The 21,476-nt window shown below is 63.6% G+C and carries 17 protein-coding genes and 1 tRNA gene; 10 read left to right on the forward strand and 8 right to left on the reverse strand.

Annotated elements, in window-relative coordinates:
* Positions 1–337: 337 nt before the first annotated feature.
* The gene (locus tag LDH74_RS18610; protein ID WP_226040169.1) at positions 338–1,225 is read right to left on the reverse strand and encodes a 3-hydroxyacyl-CoA dehydrogenase family protein; all 888 of its coding nucleotides are present in this window, start codon (positions 1,223–1,225) and stop codon (positions 338–340) included.
* Positions 1,226–1,323: 98 nt separating this feature from the next.
* Between LDH74_RS18610 and LDH74_RS18615 the strand changes: the two genes are divergently transcribed.
* Positions 1,324–2,460, forward strand: coding sequence for a thiolase family protein (locus tag LDH74_RS18615; RefSeq protein ID WP_226040170.1), 1,137 nt, complete (start codon positions 1,324–1,326; stop codon positions 2,458–2,460).
* Between the two features lie 421 nt (positions 2,461–2,881).
* Here the strand turns inward: LDH74_RS18615 and LDH74_RS18620 are convergent, their stop codons facing one another.
* The 4 genes from LDH74_RS18620 to LDH74_RS18635 all read right to left on the reverse strand — a co-directional run bounded on the left by LDH74_RS18620 (position 2,882) and on the right by LDH74_RS18635 (position 9,118).
* Complete coding sequence (locus tag LDH74_RS18620) at positions 2,882–4,021, reverse strand: acyl-CoA dehydrogenase family protein (RefSeq protein ID WP_226040171.1); 1,140 nt, start codon at positions 4,019–4,021, stop codon at positions 2,882–2,884.
* A gap of 166 nt (positions 4,022–4,187) precedes the next feature.
* Positions 4,188–5,744: a long-chain fatty acid--CoA ligase gene (locus LDH74_RS18625; protein WP_226040172.1), complete on the reverse strand. Its 1,557-nt coding sequence runs from the start codon at positions 5,742–5,744 to the stop codon at positions 4,188–4,190.
* A gap of 108 nt (positions 5,745–5,852) precedes the next feature.
* Positions 5,853–8,036 (reverse strand): TRAP transporter fused permease subunit, encoded by a 2,184-nt coding sequence (locus tag LDH74_RS18630; RefSeq protein ID WP_226040173.1) that lies wholly within the window; start codon positions 8,034–8,036, stop codon positions 5,853–5,855.
* 8 nt (positions 8,037–8,044) lie between these two features.
* A complete protein-coding gene (locus LDH74_RS18635; protein WP_226040174.1) occupies positions 8,045–9,118 on the reverse strand; it encodes a TAXI family TRAP transporter solute-binding subunit in 1,074 nt (357 codons plus the stop codon).
* A gap of 245 nt (positions 9,119–9,363) precedes the next feature.
* Between LDH74_RS18635 and LDH74_RS18640 the strand changes: the two genes are divergently transcribed.
* The 5 genes from LDH74_RS18640 to LDH74_RS18660 all read left to right on the forward strand — a co-directional run bounded on the left by LDH74_RS18640 (position 9,364) and on the right by LDH74_RS18660 (position 13,851).
* Entirely contained in the window at positions 9,364–10,527 is a 1,164-nt protein-coding gene (locus LDH74_RS18640; protein WP_226040175.1) for an acyl-CoA dehydrogenase family protein, read from the forward strand.
* A gap of 128 nt (positions 10,528–10,655) precedes the next feature.
* Complete coding sequence (locus tag LDH74_RS18645) at positions 10,656–11,414, forward strand: IclR family transcriptional regulator (protein ID WP_226040176.1); 759 nt, start codon at positions 10,656–10,658, stop codon at positions 11,412–11,414.
* 247 nt (positions 11,415–11,661) lie between these two features.
* The gene (gene rdfA / locus LDH74_RS18650; RefSeq protein ID WP_226040177.1) at positions 11,662–12,276 is read left to right on the forward strand and encodes a rod-determining factor RdfA; all 615 of its coding nucleotides are present in this window, start codon (positions 11,662–11,664) and stop codon (positions 12,274–12,276) included.
* A 515-nt stretch (positions 12,277–12,791) separates the two neighbouring features.
* Positions 12,792–13,247, forward strand: a complete 456-nt coding sequence (locus tag LDH74_RS18655; RefSeq protein WP_226040178.1) for a hypothetical protein — start codon at positions 12,792–12,794, stop codon at positions 13,245–13,247.
* A gap of 244 nt (positions 13,248–13,491) precedes the next feature.
* On the forward strand, positions 13,492–13,851 hold the full coding sequence (locus LDH74_RS18660; protein ID WP_226040179.1) for a hypothetical protein: 360 nt from the start codon (positions 13,492–13,494) through the stop codon (positions 13,849–13,851).
* Positions 13,852–14,229: 378 nt separating this feature from the next.
* Here LDH74_RS18660 and LDH74_RS18665 read toward each other — a convergent pair.
* Together LDH74_RS18665 and LDH74_RS18670 are read right to left on the reverse strand one after the other, a co-directional pair.
* Positions 14,230–14,303, reverse strand: a tRNA-Ile gene (locus LDH74_RS18665).
* Positions 14,304–14,379: 76 nt separating this feature from the next.
* On the reverse strand, positions 14,380–14,976 hold the full coding sequence (locus LDH74_RS18670) for an FxsA family protein (RefSeq protein WP_226040180.1): 597 nt from the start codon (positions 14,974–14,976) through the stop codon (positions 14,380–14,382).
* 159 nt (positions 14,977–15,135) lie between these two features.
* Between LDH74_RS18670 and LDH74_RS18675 the strand changes: the two genes are divergently transcribed.
* Both LDH74_RS18675 and LDH74_RS18680 read left to right on the forward strand, forming a co-directional pair.
* Complete coding sequence (locus LDH74_RS18675; protein ID WP_226040181.1) at positions 15,136–16,782, forward strand: DUF255 domain-containing protein; 1,647 nt, start codon at positions 15,136–15,138, stop codon at positions 16,780–16,782.
* A gap of 80 nt (positions 16,783–16,862) precedes the next feature.
* Positions 16,863–17,666, forward strand: coding sequence for a TrmB family transcriptional regulator (locus LDH74_RS18680; protein ID WP_226040182.1), 804 nt, complete (start codon positions 16,863–16,865; stop codon positions 17,664–17,666).
* On the opposite strand, the gene mptA is transcribed toward LDH74_RS18680, so the two are convergent.
* Positions 17,663–18,589, reverse strand: coding sequence for a GTP cyclohydrolase MptA (mptA, locus tag LDH74_RS18685; RefSeq protein ID WP_226040183.1), 927 nt, complete (start codon positions 18,587–18,589; stop codon positions 17,663–17,665). The two genes, LDH74_RS18680 and mptA, sit on opposite strands and share 4 nt — an antisense overlap.
* Before the next feature lie 374 nt (positions 18,590–18,963).
* Here mptA and LDH74_RS18690 point away from each other — a divergent pair, with 374 nt between their 5' ends.
* The gene (locus LDH74_RS18690) at positions 18,964–20,103 is read left to right on the forward strand and encodes a site-2 protease family protein (RefSeq protein WP_226040184.1); all 1,140 of its coding nucleotides are present in this window, start codon (positions 18,964–18,966) and stop codon (positions 20,101–20,103) included.
* A 147-nt stretch (positions 20,104–20,250) separates the two neighbouring features.
* Entirely contained in the window at positions 20,251–21,171 is a 921-nt protein-coding gene (locus tag LDH74_RS18695) for a nucleotidyltransferase domain-containing protein (protein ID WP_226040185.1), read from the forward strand.
* The last annotated feature ends 305 nt before the right edge of the window (positions 21,172–21,476 follow it).

Here is a 21,476-nt window from a genome sequence, read left to right on the forward strand (position 1 = left end):
TCGCCCTTGCTCAGGCGCGGCTAAAAGTGCCTGCATTAGCGACGATTCGACCGGCTCCGCGATTCTCGGCGCGGGTCGGACTGAGCTGCTCGGTCGGTCGGCCGCTGTCCGCGAGTGGGAAGGGAAGCGGCCGGACGGCGGCTCTCGACCCGTCCGACCAGCACGCGGGTTGACGTACTGGGAGTGGTGACCGAATGGAAAGATGGCCCCGTCGTTTTCCCACGTGCGCCCCCGGGGCCGCCGCCCGTGGTGTCGGGCGGTACCAGCCAGTAACGGGGGAATTGAAACAAGCGATATGCCTAACTAGTAGGGGTCTTCTCGAGCGGCGCGCCTCGCCTCACTCGTCCGTTCCCCACTCGCCGCTCATGCCGACGCGCTCGCCGTCCTCCCAGACGTAGTAGCCCTCGCCGCTTTTCTTGCCGAGATTGCCCGCCCGGACCTTCCGGCGCAGCGACTGTGGTGGTTTGAATCGCTCGCCCAGTTCCTCGCGGAGATGTTCCGCGATGTGCAGGCGCACGTCCAGCCCGACGTGATCGGTCAGCTCGAGGGGCCCCATCGGGTGGCCGTACCCGATCGACATCCCTTCGTCGATGTCGGCCGGGCTGGCGACGCCCTGTTCGACCATCCGGATCGCCTCGAGCCCCAGCGCGAGGCCGAGTCGCGAGGTGGCGAAGCCGGCCGTGTCGCGGACGACGACGTCCTCCTTCTCGATACCCTGCACGTAGTCGATGGCGAACTCCTCGGTGCGCTCGTCCGTCTGTTCGGCGATGACGATCTCCACCAGGTCCATGATGTGGGGCGGATTGAAGAAGTGCAGCCCCACCGCGCGCTCGGGGTGCTCGAGTGCGCTGGCCATCTCCGTCACCGACAGCGAGGAGGTGTTCGAGGCGATGACGGTGTCCTCGTCGGTCGCCGCCTCGATGTCCGCGAACACCTCCTGTTTGAGGTCCATGTCCTCGGGCACCGCCTCGACGACGAGGTCGGCGTCCACGACAGCCTCCTCGAGGTCCGTTGTCCCCTCGATGCGCTCGAGGGCCGCTTCCAGCTCCGACTCGGTGAGCTTGTCCCGATCGACGCCGCCCTGAAGGTTGTTTCGGATCCCCTCGAGGCCATTTTCGACGAACTCCTCTTTGATGTCTCGGAGGACCACGTCGTGGCCCGCCATCGCTGAGACCTGTGCGATTCCGTGTCCCATACTACCGGCTCCGAGGACTGCGATTTGCATATGTGACCCTCTGCGGAAATGCCCAAAAGCGTTCCCTTTCGATCGAATAACGGAGAGCGGAGCTACTTTAGTGTCACGGCGAGAGGTATCCACTACCAATGAGCGACCGCCAGCCAGTTATCGTGCAGGCAGTCAGGACTCCGCAGGGGAAACACGGCGGCGTCTACGCCGAGACCGGGAGCGAAGCGCTCTCGGTGCCGTTAGTAAACGAGATGCTCGAGCGAACGGGACTCTCGGGCGAGGACGTCGACGATATCCGGTGGGGGTGTGCCAAGCAGGTCAACGAGCAGAGCAACAACATTGCGCGGGTCATCGCCCTCCTCTCCGATCTCGGCGAGGGAGTCCCGGGCACCACTATCGACCGCCTCTGTGCCTCCTCGGCGGAGGCGATCATGAGCGCCAGCGACGCGATCCGGGCGGGCCAGCGCGAGGTCATCGTCGCGGGCGGCGTCGAGAACATGTCCCGCAACGAGCGCCGCAAGGGGATCGACTCCTACGCCGGCATCGCCGAGCAGTACGACGCGGCCGGCCTCGCGATGGGCCAGACCGCCGAGAAGGTCGCTCGAGAGTACGACGTCTCCCGCGAGGAACAGGACGCGTACGGCGCCCGGAGCCAGCAGCGCGCGGTCGAGGCGACCGAGGCCGGCAGGTTCGACGACGAAATCGTCCCCATCGAAACGGACGATGGGACTGTCACCGAGGACGAGGGGCTTCGTCCCGGCACGACGGCCGAAAAAATCGCCGGCCTGCCGCCCGCCTTCGCAGAGGACGGTACCGTCACCGCCGCGAACGCCTCGCAGGTCTCCGACGGCGCTGCCGGGGTCCTGATCACGAGCCGTGAGTTTGCCGAGGAGCGAGGCCTCGAGGTCATGGCCGAAATCGAGGATCACAACGTCGCCGGCGTCGACCCTACGGTGATGGGGATCGGCCCGGTGCCCGCGGTGGAGGGAATCTGGGAGCGCAACGGCCGGTCGGCCGACGACTACGACCTCGTGGAACTCAACGAGGCCTTCGCGAGTCAAACGATCTACTGCCGGGACGAGCTCGGCTTCGACGACGACAGCTTCAACGTCAACGGCGGCGCGATCGCCATCGGCCACCCGCTGGGTGCCTCGGGCGCACGGCTCCCCGTCACGCTGATCCACGAACTCCAGCGGCGGGGCGGCGGCCTCGGCCTCTCGACGATGTGCGTCGGCTACGGGCAGGGCGCGGCCGTCGAGTTCACCGTCGACTGAGGCGGTCGAACTAGCCTTTTTGGCCCAGATTTTGCGAGGGAGGAGAGCGCAGTTCGGAGCGAACGAAGTGAGCGAGAACTGCGGGATGCGAACGGGAGGAACGACCGTGAGCGCAAGCGACGACCGAGACAAAAGGTGGACGTGGTAGGGCGCGGCCGTCGAGTTCCGCGTGCCGGAGCAGTAGAGTCGGCTCGAGCAGACCCCGCTTGAGGCTCGAATCCACGCGATGACCGGGGCCTCGAGCCCTGTCACGTCTCCATTCTGATAGCGTTCTCTGCAGAATTCAAATTCGCACTCGAGTACAAATTCAACGGCCGAAATAGGCCTCTGTGGCACTGAGAAATCGTGTAAGCTATCCGATAGCGGACTGCAAAAATACCGAAATGTTCGCGTCCCGGATCCGTCCTCGAGCGGAGCCCGATTACAGGATCTGGTCGGCGATGATGTTCTTCTGGATCTCGCTGGTACCCTCGTAGATCTTCGTGATGCGGGCGTCGCGGTAGTAGCGCTCGGCGGGGTAGTCCGTGACGTAGCCCGAGCCGCCGTGGACCTGAATGCCCTCGTCGGCGACTTCGACCGAAATCTCGCTCGCGAAGTACTTCGCCATGCTCGAGTACTGCGCGGCGATATCCTGATTGTTCTTCTCGACCTGCGAGGCGGCGCGGTAGGTCAGCGAGCGGGCGGCCTCGACTTTGGTGGCCATCTCGGCGATCTTGTGCTGGATGGCCTGGAACTCGGAGATCTTCTGGTCGAACTGCTCGCGCTCGTTGGCGTACTCGATGGCGGCGTCGAGCGCACCCTGGGCGGCACCGACTGCCTGGGCGGCGACGTTCGTCCGGCCGGCGGCGAAGAACTCCATCAGCTGGTAGAAGCCCTTGTCGACTTCGCCGATGACGTTCTCCTCGGGAATGCGAACGTCGTCGATGATGACTTCGGCGAGGTCCGACGCACGGATACCGAGTTTGTTGTCGATCTTCTCGGTCTTGATGCCGTCCCAGCCCATGTCGACGAGGAAGGCGGTGATGCCGCGGTGGCCCTCGCCGGGGTTCGTCTTGGCCATGAGGACGCCGACGTCGGCGACGGTCCCGTTGGTGATCCACATCTTGTTGCCGTTGGCGACGTACTCGTCACCGTCCTTCTCGGCGACGGTCTCCATTCCGGCGACGTTCGAGCCGTGTGCGGGCTCGGAGATCATCGACACCGACGCGCTCTCGCCGTTCGCGATCTTGGGCAGCCACTCCTCTTTCATCCACTCGTCGCCGAACTCGATGATCATGTTCGCCCCGAAGCCGGCGCTACCGATGGCCGAACCGATTCCCGGGTCGGCACGCCAGAGTTCCTCGGTGACGATGGTACTGGCGATCTTGTCCATCCCGGCACCGCCGTACTCGAGCGGAATACTCGGTGCGACGAAGTCGTACTCGGCGGCCTTCTTGCGGAGTTCCTCGGGGTACTTCCCCTCTTGGTCGTGTTCCTCGGCGACCGGTACCATCTCGTTTTCGCCGAACTCGCGGACGGCCTCGCGAATCGCGTTGTGTTCGTCGGACAGCGTGAATGCCATACGTCACCGCTCGTGTGCTGGTACCAAAATAGCTTCGATATATTCAACAGTTGCAAGGTATCGCCGACGACGTTCTAACGTTGTTAAGGACGTTCCGAACCCTCGCTCGTCCCGAGCTGAATAACAGATTCCGTCGCGAACCGCCCGCGGGCCGCTTGTGAGCCGGCTACGACTCGTCGCGGAGCTCGAACTTCTGGACCTTGCCGGTCGTCGTCCGAGGGAGTTCCTCGACGAACTCCACTTCGCGGGGGTGTTTGTACGCCGCGAGGTTGGTCAGACAGTACTGCGTGATGTCCTCGGGCGTGGCCTCGGCGTCGGGCGTCGGCACGACGAACGCTTTCACGGTCTCGCCGCGGCGGTCGTCCGGTACCCCGACGACGGCGGCATCGGCAACGTCCTCGTGTTCGAAGAGCAACTCCTCGACTTCGCGCGGGTAGACGTTGTAGCCGCCGGTGACGATCATGTGCTTCTCGCGGTCGACGACGTAGAAGAAGTCGTCCTCGTCCCAGTAGCCGATGTCGCCGGTGTGGAACCAGCGCTTGCCGTCCTCGTCGGTAAAGGCCTCCTCGTTGGCTTCGGGCAGGCCGTAGTACTCCTTCATCACGTTAGGGCCGTGGATGACGAGCTCGCCCGTGATCTCGTGGAGATCGGCCTCCTCCTCGTCGATCGGCCCTTCTTCGACGCGCGGGACTTCTTCGAACTCCTCGGTGACGATTTTCGATTCGACACCCTCGAGCGGCCGGCCGATACTCCCCTTCCGGCGAGCGTCCCCGCGGTTGGCGTGGGTGACCGGGCTCGTCTCGGTCAGCCCGTACCCCTCGTAGAGCTCGACGCCCCACAGGTCCTCGAAGCGCTCTAGGACCTCGATCGGCAGGCTCGAGCCGCCGGAGTTGACGAAGCGAAGCGCCTCAAATTCGTAGCTCTCGGCGTCGGGCTGGTTGATCATGTCGTTGAACATCGCCGGCACGCCGAACATGATCGTGATGCGTTCCTCCTCGAGGAGGTCCATCACGGTCGGGGCGTCCCACTCGGAGACGGGGTAGTAGGTGCCGCCGCTGTACATCGTGCCGTTCATGACGACGGACATGCCGTAGATGTGAAACAGGGGCAGGGTGCCGACGAGCCGGTCGGCGGCCTGGAACCCGCCCGGCGGGACGTCCGCGTTCGCTCGCGTCGTCCAGCCGATGTTGTGATGCGTGAGGAGGACGCCCTTCGGCGTGCCGGTCGTGCCGGACGTGTAGGGCTGGACCGCAACGTCGTCGTCCGCGCGGTCGACGATATCCTTCGTCTCGTCGGCGAGGAAGTCGTCGAACTCGGTGGCTCCCTCGACGTCCGCACCCACGCTGATCACCTGTTCGACCTCGGTGTCGTCCCGTACCTCGAGGACGTTCGGAACGAGATCGGCCAGCGCGACGACCGCTTTGGCCCCGCTGTCGCCGAGCATGTGGCTGATCTCTCGAGCCTTGTACTGGGGATTCATCGGGACGATGATCCCGCCGGCGCGCAGGGTGCCGTAGAAGGCCGTGACGAACTGCGGCAGGTTCGGCAGGTAGATTCCGACGCGGTCTCCCTCGCCAATTCCGCGATCCTCGAGGGCCTGCGCGAACTGGCCGGCTCGCTCCCAGAACTCCTCGTAGGTCAGTTCCGTCCCCTCATACGCGATCGCGGCCGAGTCCGACTGTTCCTCGACGGTCTCGGCGACGTCCGTCACGAGATTTGTCATACCCTGCGTATGGTTGTCAGGGGGATTCAAAAGGATTGTTACTCGCCAGCCCGATTTACTTCGGTTGTTCGGGAAACGGATTGCGACGCCCCGTCGATGGGGACGTCGTCAGTCCAGCGTCGCGTCGACGCCGGAGTCGCTGCCGGTATCGCCGGGCAAGTCGTAGCCGACGACGAAGCGGGCGTGCAACAGCGTAGCGACGATGGCCGCCGCAGCGACGACCTGGACGGCGGCGTGGGCGATCGAGCCGAACATCGCGACCATTGCGGCGACGACGTAGAGCCCGCGGACCGGCGCGGAGAGATCGCGCGCGCCGTCGAACCCGACCGCCGCGACGATCAGGGCGACGGTGCCGGCCAGCACGACGGGGAACGCGAGCAGCGTCTCGCTCGACCAGTAGATCAGACTCTCGTTCGCGATGAACGCGTAAGGGATAACGAACCCGGGCGCACCGAGCCGGAGCGCCTGCTTACACGACTGGAGGAAGCTCGCGTCCGCGATGCGCGCGCCGATCGCGACCGAGATCGCGACTGGTGGCGTGATCGCCGACAGCATCGCGAAATAAAACACGAACATGTGCGTCGCGATATCTGGGGTCCCCAGTTCGGTGATCGGTTTCGCGACCAGGATGGCCACGAGGATGTACGCCGCGGGCGTCGGCATCCCAAGCCCGAACAGGATGCTCGCGATCATCGCGAGGAATAACACGACGAACAGTCCCCCGCCGAATCCGAGCAGACTCACGTCGCCGAGTCCGACGATCGACGTCGCGACGCGCGCGGTCAGCCCGCTCCCCTCGAGCAGTTCGACGATTATTCCCATGGCTGCGAGGACGCCGACCAGCGGTGCCATATCGACGCCGCCCTGCTTGAATCCATCGAGGGTCTGTTTCGTTGTCGCGACGAGGTTCTCGAGTAGGTCGTCGCCCCGTATTTCCCGTCCGAAGATACTGGCCGTCACTTCGTCGGAGCCGACGCCGACGACGCCGACGACGACGTTCCGAACGAACATCACGCCGATAATTGCGAAGATAGTGTTCATCCCCGACGACAGCGGTGTGTACCGCAGATAGATGAGCGTATACAGGAGGACGCCCATCGGTACCGCGAAGTGGATCCCCTTGAGCAGGAGCCGCCACTTGAACGACGAGAGGTCGCTCGAGATCCAGCCGAACTTGAGGATCGTGAAGTGGATGGCGAGACAGACGCTGAAGTAGAACAGCGCTGCCGGAATGACGCCCGCCTGGACGATATCCAGATACGGGACCTGAATGATGTCGGCCATTAGGAACGCGGCGACGCCCATCACCGGCGGCAGCATCTGGCCGCCTGCGGAGGCGACCGCCTCGATTGAGGCGGCGACGTCGTCGTCGACGCCCTGGTCCTTGATCATTGGGATGGTGAAGCTGCCGGTCGTCGCGGTGTTGGCCGCCGCACTGCCGGTGATCGAACCCATGATCATGCTCGAGATGACGGCGATCTGGACGACGCCGGTCCGGAGGCTCCGTCCGAGTTCCGTCCCGACCTCGCGGACGAACTCCATCAGCCCGAACGCCTTCGCGATCCCGGCGAACATGATGAAGATCGCGACCCACGTCGAGCCGATCCCCATCATCGTTCCATCGTAGACGCCGCTGAGTCCGATCGCGCCGTTCTCGGCGATCTGCTCCCAGCTCTGCCCTGAGTGCTCGAAGACGCCGAACAGTCGCGAGCCGACCGCGGAGTGGGCGTACGCGATCGCCGCGACGGCGACGGCTGCGATCGACGTCCCGAACGCCCGGCGAGTCGTATCGATCGCCAGCGCGATCAGTATCACGCCGACGACGTGGTCGGTGGTGGTGTAGCCGAGGATGTACGCGTCCTCGTCGAGCCGAGTAAAGTTCGTGTAAACGTAGTACATCGTGAGCAGCGCCGCGATGGCGAACGCGAGCGCAACGTACGGATCGATCCTCGACCACGTGCGCCGCGCCCGCTCGAGCGCGCTCCCGGAGGCTTCCTCGGTTGTCGACGAGGACGCTGCCCCGTCGATACCGAATTCGTCGCTCTCGCCGGCGAACTCCTTGCGGGCATAGTCGAGATAATACAGCCCGAGCCCGAGCCCGAGGAAGAGGATCATATACAGCTTGTCCCGCTTCACCCAGCCGGGTTCGGGGACGAGCCCACTGAGGGGCCACCCTCCCACGAGAGACACGGCGTACGTGACGGTGTACAGCGTCAGGGAGAACCCCAACGCGTAGACGACGAACCCGAGGGCTATCTCGGGAAGGTCGCGGTCGGAATATGTTCCGGACATCGGTTTCGTTAGTTACCGCCGTCGGCGATGAAGAACCACGGCAGGTCGTAGAAGTGGACGATCTGTGCCATATCGAAGCCGAGTTCGCTGTAGTTACCGGCGTCTTCCTGCACCTGCTGTGCCGACCAGTTCTGGATGTACACCATCTCGGCGTCCTCCTGGTCGAGCGCACCGAGGTTCGCCTCGGTGCCCTGACTCGTCTGTGCCTCGACGAACAGATCGTCGGTCCCTTCATTGACGGCGCTTGCCATCCCCTGATTCGCGGCGTAGGCCGTCGTCGTCGATGTCGACGTCCGCATCCGGACGTCCGTGTCGCCGGTCGCACCGCCGCTCGTACTGCCGCCGGCGCGCTCGAACTCGTCGCTCCAGACGCCGATCTCTTCGTAGAAGTCGGCCGCGGCGTCGTGGAAGGGGACGCCGTCGTACATGTTCTTGACCCAGAACTCGTCGTCCTCGTAGGTTCCCAGCAGGCCGTGGTACTCCGCTAGCTCCTGTTGCTGTTCGTACATCGTCTCGAGGAACGTATATACCGTGTCGTACTCGAGGTCGGCCCGAGAGACGAAGTTGTACGCGAAGGTCGGCGCGGGAACCTCGTCGGGAGCGTCGACGTTGTCGATCTGACCTGTCTCAGCCGGCCGGATCAGCAGTCGATCGTCGTCGTTCCAGGCCTGCTCGGTCTCGTCGGTCACGTCGAGGACGCGGAGGTTGTCGACGGTACTCGCGGTCTGCTGGAGCCAGCTGGGCGTGATCGAGAAGTTCATCAGCGTCCCGACGCCGACGTTGAGCTGGTTCTCGTTGATCGCGTTGCCCTGTTCGCCGTAACTGGTACTCACGCGGTCGTAGCCGTCGGTCGCGTGATCGAGCGCTCGCTCGAGTGCCGGGGCGGTCCCGGAGCCGCTCGGCGTCGGTGACACCGACGTGTTCTCGGTGATGTCTGACAGGGTCTCGAGGTTCTGATTGCTGCCGCCGCTCGTCTCGCCGCCGATACAACCGGCGATCGCCGCGAGAGAACCGACGCCTGCTGTCGCGAGAATCGATCGTCGAGTGGTACGCCTGTCCGTGGACTTGTCTCTCTTCGCCATGCCAAACATCTTCATAGTTACCTATTATAATCCTTCCGCAATCTGCCGAAATTGCATTCTATTATACAATATTCCAACATGAACGGCCGGGAGAAACGACTCGAAGCGATCGGTGCGGACGACACCCTCTTTTCGGGCGATCGACAGCGAGTGGTCGAAACCGGCCGTCCGCTTCTGCCTCGGCGGCCGCTCATGTGACACCCCGTATCGCAATACCTATTGTGCCATTCCCATAGGTCTAATGTATGCTGGATTTCGTTCAGCTCGAGGAGGACCTCGACCAAGAAGAGCGGATGATCCGGGACACGGCCCGAGAGTTCGTCGAAGAGCACGTCAAACCCGATATCGGGGAGCACTTCGAGAACGGGACGTTCCCGAAAGAGCTCATAACGAAGATGGGCGAACTCGGCTTCTACGCGCCGAATCTCGAGGGGTACGGCTCGCCGAACGTCTCCGAGACGGCCTACGGGCTCCTGATGCAGGAACTCGAGGCCGGCGACTCGGGGCTGCGCTCGATGGCGTCGGTCCAGGGGGCGCTCGTCATGTACCCGATCCGCGCCTACGGGAGCGAGGAGCAGAAAGAGGAGTGGCTGCCCGCGATGGGACAAGGCGAGGCGATCGGCTGCTTCGGCCTCACCGAGCCCGAACACGGCTCGAATCCGTCGGCGATGGAGACCCGCGCGGAGGCGGACGGTGACGGCTACGTGCTCAACGGCTCGAAAACGTGGATCACGAACTCGCCGATCGCCGACGTCGCCATCGTCTGGGCGCGTGACAAGTCGGCCGAGGACGACCCCGTCCGCGGATTTCTGGTCGAGACCGATCGCGACGGCATCACGACGAACAAGATCACCGAGAAGCTCTCGCTTCGCGCGTCGATCACGGGCGAGATCGGTCTGAACGACGTCCACGTCCCCGAGGAGAACGTTCTCCCCGGCGTCTCGGGCATGAAGGGGCCGCTGTCCTGTCTCACGCAGGCCCGCTACGGCATCGCCTGGGGCGCAATCGGCGCCGCTCGAGACTGCTTCGAGGAGGCTCGTCAGTACGCCAAAGACCGCGACCAGTTCGGCGGTCCGATCGGCCGGTTCCAGCTCCAACAGCGCAAGCTCGCGGAGATGGGTACCCAGATCACGCTGGCCCAGCTGCTGGCCCACCGCCTCGCCGAACTCAAAGAGCGCGGCGAGATGCGACCCCAGCACGTCTCGATGGCCAAGCGGAACAACGTGCGCACGGCCCGCGATCAGGCTCGGATCGCCCGCGAGATGATCGGCGGAAACGGCATCACCACCGACTACTCGCCGATGCGCCACATGGCCAACATGGAGACGGTCTACACCTACGAGGGAACCCACGACATCCACACGCTCGTCCTCGGCGAGGAGTTCACCGGTATCCCCGCTTACCAGTAGCGACGCGAATCGACGATTCGCACTACGCTTTTTCTCTCCGATTCGGGTTCGGGGACGTCCGTCCCGCACGATAACACTCCTGTCCCAGTATCCGGAACATTGATTGCGGCGTGCGAACAGTATCGGATATGAACACGGATCGGGACGAGACCGTCGGCGTCTCGACGACGCGAAAGACGTTCGAACTCCTCGAGGCGCTCAAAGCCGAGGAAGGGGTCACGATCGCGGATCTCACGCAGCGGACCGACCTTCCCAAGAGTACCGTCTACCGCCACCTGCAGACGCTCACCGACATGGGCTACGTGATCGAGCGCGACGGGAAGTATTACGTCGGCTTCCGGTTCGTCGAACTCGGCGAGCAGGCCCGTTCCCGGAAAGTGGGTTACACGGCCGCCAAACGAGCGGTGTTCGAACTCGGCCAGGAGACGGATGAACGAGCGGTATTCATCGTCGAAGAGGACAATGAGGCCGTCTACGTCCACCGCTACGGCAGCCTCTCGAACACGATGATCGGCCACCGGCGACCGCTCCACTCGATGGCCTCGGGCAAGGTCATTCTCGCAGAGTGGGACGACGCCGCAGTCGCCCGCTACGTCGAGGAGGTGGGACTCGAGGCGATCACGTCGAACACGATCACCGATCCCGACACGCTGTTCGACGAACTCGAGCGGATCCGTGAGCGGGAATACGCGGTGAACAATCAGGAACACATGGCCGGACTCCGCGGCGTCTCCGTCCCCGTCTACACACCCGACGACGAGTTCCTCGGGTCGCTGGCCGTTTTCGGACCGACCAGCCGATTCACGGACGACTACGTTCACGATGAGCTCCCGGCCCGGCTTCGGGACAAGGCGGGCGAGATCAGGATCACGCTCGCGTACGGCTGACGGCCGCCGCGATCGGCCGACCGACGACTCGACCGGCAAACCCGGCTCTCAATTAGCGTCGATATTTCACTCGACGAAACGCCGATCGGACGGAGCGAAAACGGAGATCGTCCAGCGGCAGGGATGCATCGTCTCTCCCGGTCCCCGGAACGGAAACTTCGATACACAAACAGTTCGTTCCGCACGATGAAACGAAGGCCGTTTGTCACCGAAACGACTTTCCTCGTCTTTCGGAACAGTCCATTCGATGAACGATCAGCCGACGGGTCCCGGACCGGACCCGAAAGTTCTGCGTCTCATTCGGAAATACGACCTCGAGGGCGTCGGCGACGAACTCGAGGCGCGGTGGACCCATCCCGAGAACCGAACGAGTCTGCGAGCGCTCGCCGATTCGTTCAACGAACGAGTTCTCCGGGCCGCACTCGACGACGCCGATGTCGAGACGATCACCGACGATGTCAGCCGCCTGTACGCTCTTCTCGATGGAGCCGAGGGGAGTCGCGGCGAGCAAACCGCGGCCAGACGGCGACTCGAGCGAGCGGGGGTCGACGTCGAGACGGTGCGAGCGGAGTTCGTCTCCTACGGCGCGATCCGATCGTATCTCACGGGTCACCGGGACGCGTCGCTCCCGGAGACCGACGAGGACGCTCGAGCGACGGAGTCCCGAACGATCGAGGGCCTCCGACAGCGGACGGTCGCCGTGACCGAAAGCAAACTCGCCCGACTGCGGGATACCGACCAGTTGCAACTCGGCTCATACCGCGTTCTCGCCGACCTGCAGGTCCTCTGTGAGGACTGTGGCCGACAGTACGACGTCGCTACGCTGCTCGAAACTGGTGCCTGCGAGTGCGGCGATCAGTAGTGCACCCCCGCGAGCCGGTGATCGTTCAGAAACCATAACAATTGTACTCCTGTTATGGGTCTCGCCGCGTTTCCCGTTTCGCGCCGGTATCGCTCGAGTCGATTTCGAATCTGTTTCGAATATCTATCATGTACTAAAATATTATGGTTTTAGAATATGGTAATCTCCCCACTCGTATACTTTGACTCGCTAAGACGCCCTATATCTCACACAATCAGCTTTAATAACCGAGCTCTCTCAATCTCTACGTGAATTAATCGCTTGCGTTTCGCCCTCACTCTTGAGTTCCAGGTAAATGGCGAGAATGCGAGTTTCTGTACGTCTTAGACAGGTACTGTGACAGATCGAAACAGACCGGCTCAAGTATACTATTCCATACTGTTTTATCGAAGTAGTAGGACTTCTATAGATCTACGAACGGCGTACATCATCGACCGACGGGTTCGGTTGACCGGACGAGCGAGACAATCCGACTCAACCGAGGGTTTATCAGACAATCCGCGGCCAACAGGGGCATGTCGGACCAACCCCGACGATCGCGACGGACAGTCCTTCGAACGCTCGGTGCGCTCACGACGGGTGCGATCGCCGCAGTGACGACCGCCGGTGCGAGCACCGGTAAAACGCCTGATCGACCGGATCACCCATCGATTTCCCGGAGACTACGACCGCCGTTCCGCGGTTCGTCCTCGGACGACGTCGCGATCGGCGATGTCCTCGACGGAACCGATCTCTACATCGGCGTCGTCGACCGAATCGTCGACGGAGAACACGTCGTCCTCCTGCTCGAGGACGGCGAGGCTGTCGTCGATCAACTCGTGCTACCGGTCGATCGGTTCGACGAGATCGCACCGGACGATATCCTGCTGAGTGCTGCCACCGATGGCGAATTACACGCTTACCGACGCGTTCCCTCGAAACCGAACGGCTGTCCCGACCCCGATTTCGAACGATTGTCGTCGGACGGCTGAGACGGACTTCTGTCAATCCCGGCGCACCCGCATGGCGGGTCGCGGGTACGTCGGGACACAGTTACAGCAGATCGTACGAAACGACGACCCGTGTAACCCGTCGTCCTCTTCCAGCGCTACGTCCGGGTCCCCGTCGGTCGTTTGCTTGCAGCGCTGTCTCGTTCCCGCAGCAAGTCAACCCATCACACGGCCGGAATCAGCAAGTACAACGCGTAATGCTCGGACAAGCGTTGTCTTCAATACGATGGTGGACACGGCCTCTTTCGGGATCGAGCTGAAGCGACCGGGGACTACCAGACTTCGGGCCGCGTTCTTTAGCGTGTGGTTCGTCGATCTCGTCGCAACCGTACTGTTCTTTACCGTCCCGTACGCGTACGAGATAAATCCCGTGACGGTCTTTCTTCACGACCTCTTCGGTATCGCCGGCGTCGTTTTCGCCGCCCTCATCTATGCCAGTTTCGTGCTTCTGATCGGCTACGTCCTCTCGACGCCGCTGGACATCGCCTTCGTCGCTACTATCGTCGGAATGTACGCCCTCTTCGCGAGCAACAACGTCGTTCTGCTCGTCTCACGCGAGCCGTTACTGGCCCCGATCGTTCCGTGACCGAGTCGACCGTCGCGACGATCCGTCGAGCAGAAGGGGCACGCGAGTCCGTAGTGCTTCGGTGACTCGAGTCGTCCGGTAGGCCGCTGGTTTGCGAAGTGATTCGCCGCGAGAAGCGGCCTCGAATGTGAACCGACGGACGACGATCTCACTCGCTTTGCCTGTGAGCGTGCGACTTGCAGGACTCAAATCCTCGCGGCAGCACATACTCTCGGCCCACGACGTTATTCGCCGAGAATAGTGGGCCAACTCGGATTTGAACCACCGGAAGACGTTCTGGGTCGCTCACTTCGTTCGCTCCCGGGCTGCGACTTCCGTAATTCAAATTCGAGTAGGGTTCCGTATTTGCGGCTCGCGAGGTTGCTCGCCGCAAAAGTATGGGCCAACTCGGATTTGAACCGAGAGCCTCCACCTTATCAGAGTGGCGCTCAACCTAATTGAGCTATTGGCCCGCGCCGTCTCCCTCGCACTCGGTAGTTGCCCGGTGGGACGTTTAAGCGTTTCTTTCTCCCCGACCCGTGAGATTCGCTACCGAGCGAGGGGATCGTCGTCTCTTTCGTCCCCGTCGTCCGTGCGGTCGTCGCCGAACTCGATCGTGTACGAGTCCTCGTTGCCGTCGCCATCAACGGTATAGTCGTCGGTACCGAGATCGTACGTCCCGCCGTCAGTCGGTCCAGTGCGTTCGTCTGCCGCTTCCTGCTCTGGGAAGCCGAACGTCCAGACCCCGCCGCTGGCGAAGCCGCCGGTCTTCTTGTCCGCGTACGGAACGATTACGAAGCGCTTGAGCGCGGCGCGGATCGGGATCCGGGTCAGCGGAACGGCGAGCAGGAAGCCGATGAGATCCGTCACCAGTCCGGGGGTCAGCAGGAACGCGCCGGCGGCGATCAGCAAGCCGCCGTCGAGCAGTTCGTTCGTCGGCGGCTTCCCCTGTGCCATCGAGCGCTGCATCTTCCGGATCGTTCGCCGCCCTTCGGCCCGAACGAGTAGCATGCCGACCAGTCCCGTCAGGACGACGAGCAGCACCATCCCGACCCAGTTGACGAACCCGAACTGGGTGACGATCACCGCGAGTAACACGGCGTCGAGAAACGGGATGAGCAACAGCGCGAGGATCCACCGGAGCATACGCGGATATTGTCGCCGAACGGTGAAAATCTTTTACTCTCGTTCCAGCGACGGAATCGCCGCCCGTGCCCGCTCGAGGTCGCCCGAAACCGCTCGAGACCGCGATCCGGCACCGGACGCGAACGAAGGCCTTACGCCGGGGACTCACGTCGATGCGGTATGAACGAGACGACGCGCGTCGAGTGGCGCGAGTGGGGAGGGGAGGCCTTCGACGAGGCTTCGGACGAAGACGTTCCCGTCTTGCTCTCGCTGACCGCGACGTGGTGCGATCACTGCCACGAGATGGACGCGGAGACCTACGCAGACCCTCGAATCGCGGCCAACGTCAACGATAGCTTCGTTCCCGTGCGAGTCGACGTGGACCGACACCCGCGCGTTCGCGATCGGTACAACATGGGCGGCTTCCCGTCGACGGTCTTCCTCGCACCGAACGGGGAGGTCCTGACCGGTGCCGGCTATCTCGGCCCCGACGGAATGCGACAGGTCCTCGACAGCGTCCGAACGATGTGGCAGACGAAAGGGACCGGCGCGGCGCGCGTTCCCCGTCCGCTCCGCGAGGACAACCCACCCGCGGGCGAGTTGACGGCCGATATCGAGCAGGGAATGCTCGGCCACCTCACCGACACCTACGACGAAACCGCCGGCGGCTGGGGTCAGCAACCGAAGTTCCCGCTACCCGACGCGCTCGAGTTCGCGCTCAAACGCGACCGGGAGATGGCGTTGCGATCCTACGACGCGGTCAGCGCGAACCTGTTCGACGAGTACGAGGGCGGCTTCTACCGCTTTGCGACCGAGCCCGACTGGTCGGGGCTCCAGCGCGAGAAACTCCTCGACTCAAACGGCGCGCTCGTGCGGGCGTTCGCCAACGCCTACCTGCTGACCGGCGCGGACGAGTACCGCGACCCCGCCGAGCGGACGATCGGCTATCTGACGGGCACCCTGTGGAACGGCGAGGCCGCCGCTTTCGCGAACAGCCAGGCTCCCGGCGAGGACGACGCGTACAGCCTCGACGCCACCGATCGGGCGGCCGCCGCGGAGCCGCCGGTCGACGAGGGGGTCTTCGCCGGATCCAACGCGCTGGCGATCGAGGGACTGCTCACCTACTACGCCTACACCGACGACGAGCGCGCCCGTCGGTACGCCGAACGCGCGCTCGAGACCCTCCGCGAGGACCTGCTCGCCGACGGCGTCGTCGTGCACGCGCTCGAGGACGCCCATCGCGACGGCAACGGAGACCCCGTCCCCCTTCTCAGCAATCAGGCGCGCGTTCTCGGCGCGCTGACGACGGCCGCGAGCACGATCGATCCGTCCGTCCTCGCGGACGCGACGGCGATCGCCGACGCGACGATCGAACGCCTTCACGACGAGGACTCGTTCCTCGACGGTCCCGCCGCGGGCGTCGGCCTGTGCGATCGGCCGCTCCGGCCGCTGGACTCCAACGTGGCGTTCGCGGACGGGCTGCTCGAGCTGGCGGCCCTCACCGGTGAGAACCGCTATCGCGAAATCGCACGCGAGACGCTCGAGGCCTTCGCCGGTGCGAGCGACCGCTTCGGCGTCCAGATCGCTCGCTACGCGACCGCGGTTTCCCGACTGCTCGAGGGGCCGCTGGTGATCAGGGTCGCCGGCGAGCCCGGTTCCGATCTGCACCGCGGCGCGCTTCGGCTGGCAGACCACGAGAAGGTCGTCGTCCCCGGCGCCGATGCCCTCGAGGCGGGAACGGCGCGAGCCGAACTGGACGATCGCGTCTCCGATCGCGCCGAAACTCCCTCCGAGTTGAGCGAGCAGGTCCAGCACCTTCTGGACTGACGTTCGGCCTCCTCGGGGCCGAGTCCGCCCTCCCGTCAAACTACCACAGTGTTTATATTTCTTCGGAGGCATCGTCCGGCATGGCCAGTCTCAGGGATCTCGGGCTCTCCGAGTACGAAGCTCGAGCCTACCGATCGCTCCTCACTACCGGCCCCACAACGGCCAAGGAGTTGTCGCGGGCGAGCGACGTGCCGATGGGGCGGATCTACGACGTGCTCAACAGCATCGAACAGTACAACCTGGTCCGCAGCCAGACCGCCAGTCGGCCGAAGAAGTACGTCGCCGTCGAGCCGTCGACGGCGCTCGATCGGCTGCTCGAGGACAAGAAACGCGAACTCGACGAGAAGGCGGATCAGTACGAGTCGATCGTTGACGACCTCGCCGACGAACTCGATGCGGCCGAGCCCGTCGAGGAACAGTTCTGGACCGCCGCCGTCGGTCCCGAGGAGACGATCGACCTCCTCTTAGAGCGCCTCGCGGCCGCTGACCGCAACATCGTGATGGTGTCGTCGCATCCCTCTCCCCAGTGGGACATGCAGGCGGTCAGCGAGGAGATAAACGCTCAACTCGAGGACGCACTCGATCGGGGCGTCTCGGTCGATCTGTTGATGACTCGCGAGATGGTCGCCTCGATGTCGGAGGAAGTGGGCCGGCGGTATCGGGAGACTTTACAGCAACGCGACGACTTCGACGTCCGAACGCACGACGACATCACGGGCTCGTTCAACATCATCGACGGGGTCGAGGTCTGCATTCAGGTGCCCAATCCGCTCTCCTCGGGCGAGGCCTTTGGCATGATCGACCTCAAGGATCCGGAGTTCGCCGCGAACGTCCACGAGGAGTTCGTGCCTCGGTGGGAGGAAGCGGAGCCGCTCGAGTTTTAATTCGCAATCTCGTCGCGAAGCGTCCCCATCTCGACCACGCGCTCGGCGTGGGCGTTGTGCTGGTGGATCGACTCGTCGTTGGACTGACTCATCGTGATCACCGCGTCGTCGGGCAGGTGGTCGAACTCGTCGACGACGCCTTCAGCTAACGCGCGCACACAATCCTCGACGAACTTCGCGTCGGCGTGGGCCTCGTAGGTCATGTGGTCCTCGTCGGGCCGCTTCGCGAGGTTGTAGATCCGCGCGCTCATCGAGTCCCGAGCGATGTCGATGATGTCGTTGAGATCGACCGCGGGATCGCCGTTCGCCTCGACGGTCAGCGTCGCGTGGCCCCGCTGTGAGTGTCCCGGCTGTGGCACCTCGTCCAGGAACTGCGTGATCGTCTCCTCCTCGACGCCGAGGTCCTCGAGGGTCTGCTTCGCGCGGGCCGTGGACATCCCCTGCGAGCAGGGACAGACCGTCATGCCGGTGACGTTCGCGCCGATCTCCTCGCGGGTTCCGTCCTCGGTGGCGGTCGCCGAGGCCACGATATCGACCGTGTGCTGGGTCTCGCGGTCGCTGGCCGGCGTCTGCTCGCGGCGCATGAACTCGGCTTCCATCGAGACCTCCGCTCTCGAGGTGTAGTCGTGTCGCTCGAGCAGGCGTTCGGCGGCCTCGCCACAGACTTCCTCGACGCCGTAGGCCTCCTCGCGGGTCGCGTCCTCGAGGATCTCGTCGATGACCTCCATGTTACGGCTCATGTCCGCGCCCTTGCGCCAGCCCGGGAGGTCGACGAAGACTTCGAATTCCGCAGTGAGGACGATCGGTCGCTTGCCCTCGCGGGCGATCTTGACGAGTTTGTCGACGCCGGTGACGCCGACCTGGCTCAGACCGACGGTGACGTCGGGCGACGTCGCCTGCACGTCCGGCAACTGATGACTCATTGCCCGCATTCAGGGTAGCGGGCGATTCAACCTTTCGGAACCAGTAGTAACTGGCTCGACGTGGGTTCGAAGGGCTTCGATGGGGTACGGCGTTCGTCGTTGACTCGAGCGCCCCATCGTTTCTTTAAGTGCCTCTGGTCACAAGGTAGAGCTATGACGGGACGGCCGCCGTTCTCTGAAACTTCGATTCGACAGTTACGACGCTCCGCCGCTCGATGCCGTTGAGATCGACGGCCGGGACGGTTCGCGTCCCGGAGCGGTCGGTGAAACGACCCCACAGTAACGGCGCTGTCGGGATCGTGCGACGCGGATTCCGACGAACCCGTCGGAACCGGTTTCCGGTCACCTAAGACCCCGGAGTGACAGCAGCGAGTGTGCGAAGTTACACTATCACCGAGATCTGGGATATCCCGATTCGAATCAACACATCATTATTGATCTTCCTCCCGATCCTCGCGTGGCTCATCGGGAGCGGCCAGCAGATCGAACTGTACGCCGGATTCATCGAAGGGGTCACCGGCTCCGAATTCGATCTGTCCCAGCTCCGCGCCGGGACGACACCGTGGCTTATCGGTATCGCGGCGGCGATCGGGCTGTTCGTGAGCGTCACGCTGCACGAACTCGGCCACTCGTGGGTCGCGTTGCGGTACGGTATCGAGATCGACTCGATCACCCTGTGGATCCTCGGCGGCATCGCGTCGCTGAAGACGTTCCCGAAGGAGTGGGACCGCGAGTTCTGGATCGCCATCGCCGGCCCGCTCACGAGCGTCCTCGTCGCCGCCGTCTGTTACGCGGGCGTTCTCATCGCACCGAACTCCTTCCAGGTGTCGCGATTCATCGTCGGCTATCTGGCCCTCACGAACCTGATACTGGCGGGATTCAATCTCCTCCCTGCGTTCCCGATGGACGGTGGACGCATCTTCCGCGCCCTCCTCGCTCGCTCCCGCCCGTACGGGACCGCGACGCGGATCGCGGCACGAGTCGGGGTCCTCTTCGCCTTCCTGTTCGCCATCGTCGGCGTCCTCACCTTTCAGCTCATCCTCCTCCTCCTCGCCTTCTTCATCTACGGCGCCGCGACGACGGAATCGCGGTCCGTCCTCCTCGACGAACTGCTCGAGGGCATTACGGTCGGCGACATCATGACCCGAGATCCCGCGACGATCTCGGCAGACGCGACGCTCGAGGAGTTCGGTGGCCGAATGCTTCGCGAACGCTACCCCCTTTACCTCGTTACGGATGATACCGGGGCGGTCCTCGGCATTATCACGCTCGATGACGTGCAAAAGGCTCGAGGAAAGGAGCGCGGAACGACCCGCGTCGAGGAGGTCATGCGAGTGGTCTCTCGCGTCGAGCCGACCGACGACGCCTTCGATACGTTGGCCGTGCTGAACCAGTCCGGGAGCGTGAACGCACTGGTTGAGGAAAACGGGGAACCCGTCGGTGTGCTCTCCCAATCCGATTACGCACACGCCATGACGGTTCGCCGCGGCTTCCAGAGCGGGATCACCGGGTAATCGGACCTCTCTCCCCAGATTCCGTTTTGGTTTCCAAGTTTTCGCTCGGACCGTTCTTTAAGTACTTCTGGTCACAAGGTGAAGCTACGAAGGGCATTCGTCACCCGGTCTTCTCGCATTTCGTTCCCGCATACTCGAGACACAGCCATGTCTCCCGTTCCAGCACACGTTCCCGAGACCGTCGACGACCACCTGACTGCGATCGAACGCGAGCACGATATCGCGGTGGCGCTGGCGGTCGCTCGCGGGAGCCACGCCTGGGGGGCGGCGAGTCCCGACAGCGACTACGACGTCGGGTTCGTCTTCGCGCCGACGGATCTGCGCCGGTACGCTCACCTCGAGGGCGCTCCCGAGACGGTCGTCGCGGACCGCGGTGAGTTCGAGTATCAGGGGTGGGACGTGCGGACGTTCGCGCGCCTGCTCGCCGACTCGAACGAGGGCGCGATCGACCTGCTGCGGAGTCCGATCCGCTACCGCCTCGCGTACGACCCCGCCGATCTCACGGCGTATATCGAACGAACGTACAACCCGATCGACCTCTATCACACGTGGCGCGGGATCGCAACCAGCAACTATCGCAAATACGTCTCGCACCATCTGGTCAACACCGGCGACGACACGTTTCCGATCCTCGAGGCGGGAGACGAGACATACGTCGTCGAAGCCGACGACGGAACGATGACGGTCCCGGCCGACGACGACCGTTTCAGCGAGACACAGACCAAACCGACCGTGAAGCGAAATCTCACGATCTGTCGGGCGGCCATGTCCGCGTCCTATCTCAAAGAGACCGGCGAGCGCGGCGAACACGAGCTGCCGGCCCTCGAGTTCGAAACCTTCCTCCGCGAGCAGGCACCCGCAGTTTTCGATGCGGATCGAATCGACCGGGCTCGCGAGTTGCTCGAGCGGAAACGAGCGGGCGACGGGGAGACCGATATCGGCGACGCCGTCGGTGCCGAATTCGCACACCCGCCGAAGGAGATCGATCCCGCAATTCACGCACGGGGCGGGCCCGACACCGAACGGCTGAACGGGTTCATCGACGAGATTATCGCGGCCGTCCGGTAGCTCGAGCCGCGTCCCGACCCCGCTTTCGTTTACGTGTCTCTGGTCACAAGGTGAAGATACGACGAGAGCGACGCCCCGATTCTGCCGAGAAATCCGTTCTCGAACAGCCACGGCTCGACCTATCGATCGCTCGACGATACTCGCTGTTCCTTCGCGACTCGAGCGAGCCGTCCATCCTTTAAGTGCTTCTGGTCACAAGGTAGAGCTACGAAGGGCTTCTCGCGGACTCACTCACTCGAGAGCGAAGCGACAGCGATCGACATCATTCGAGCGCCGCTGCTATCGCCCGATACCTGTTAGAAAGG

It is taken from the genome of Natrinema sp. DC36, assembly GCF_020405225.1.
In the GTDB taxonomy this organism is placed as follows: domain Archaea; phylum Halobacteriota; class Halobacteria; order Halobacteriales; family Natrialbaceae; genus Natrinema.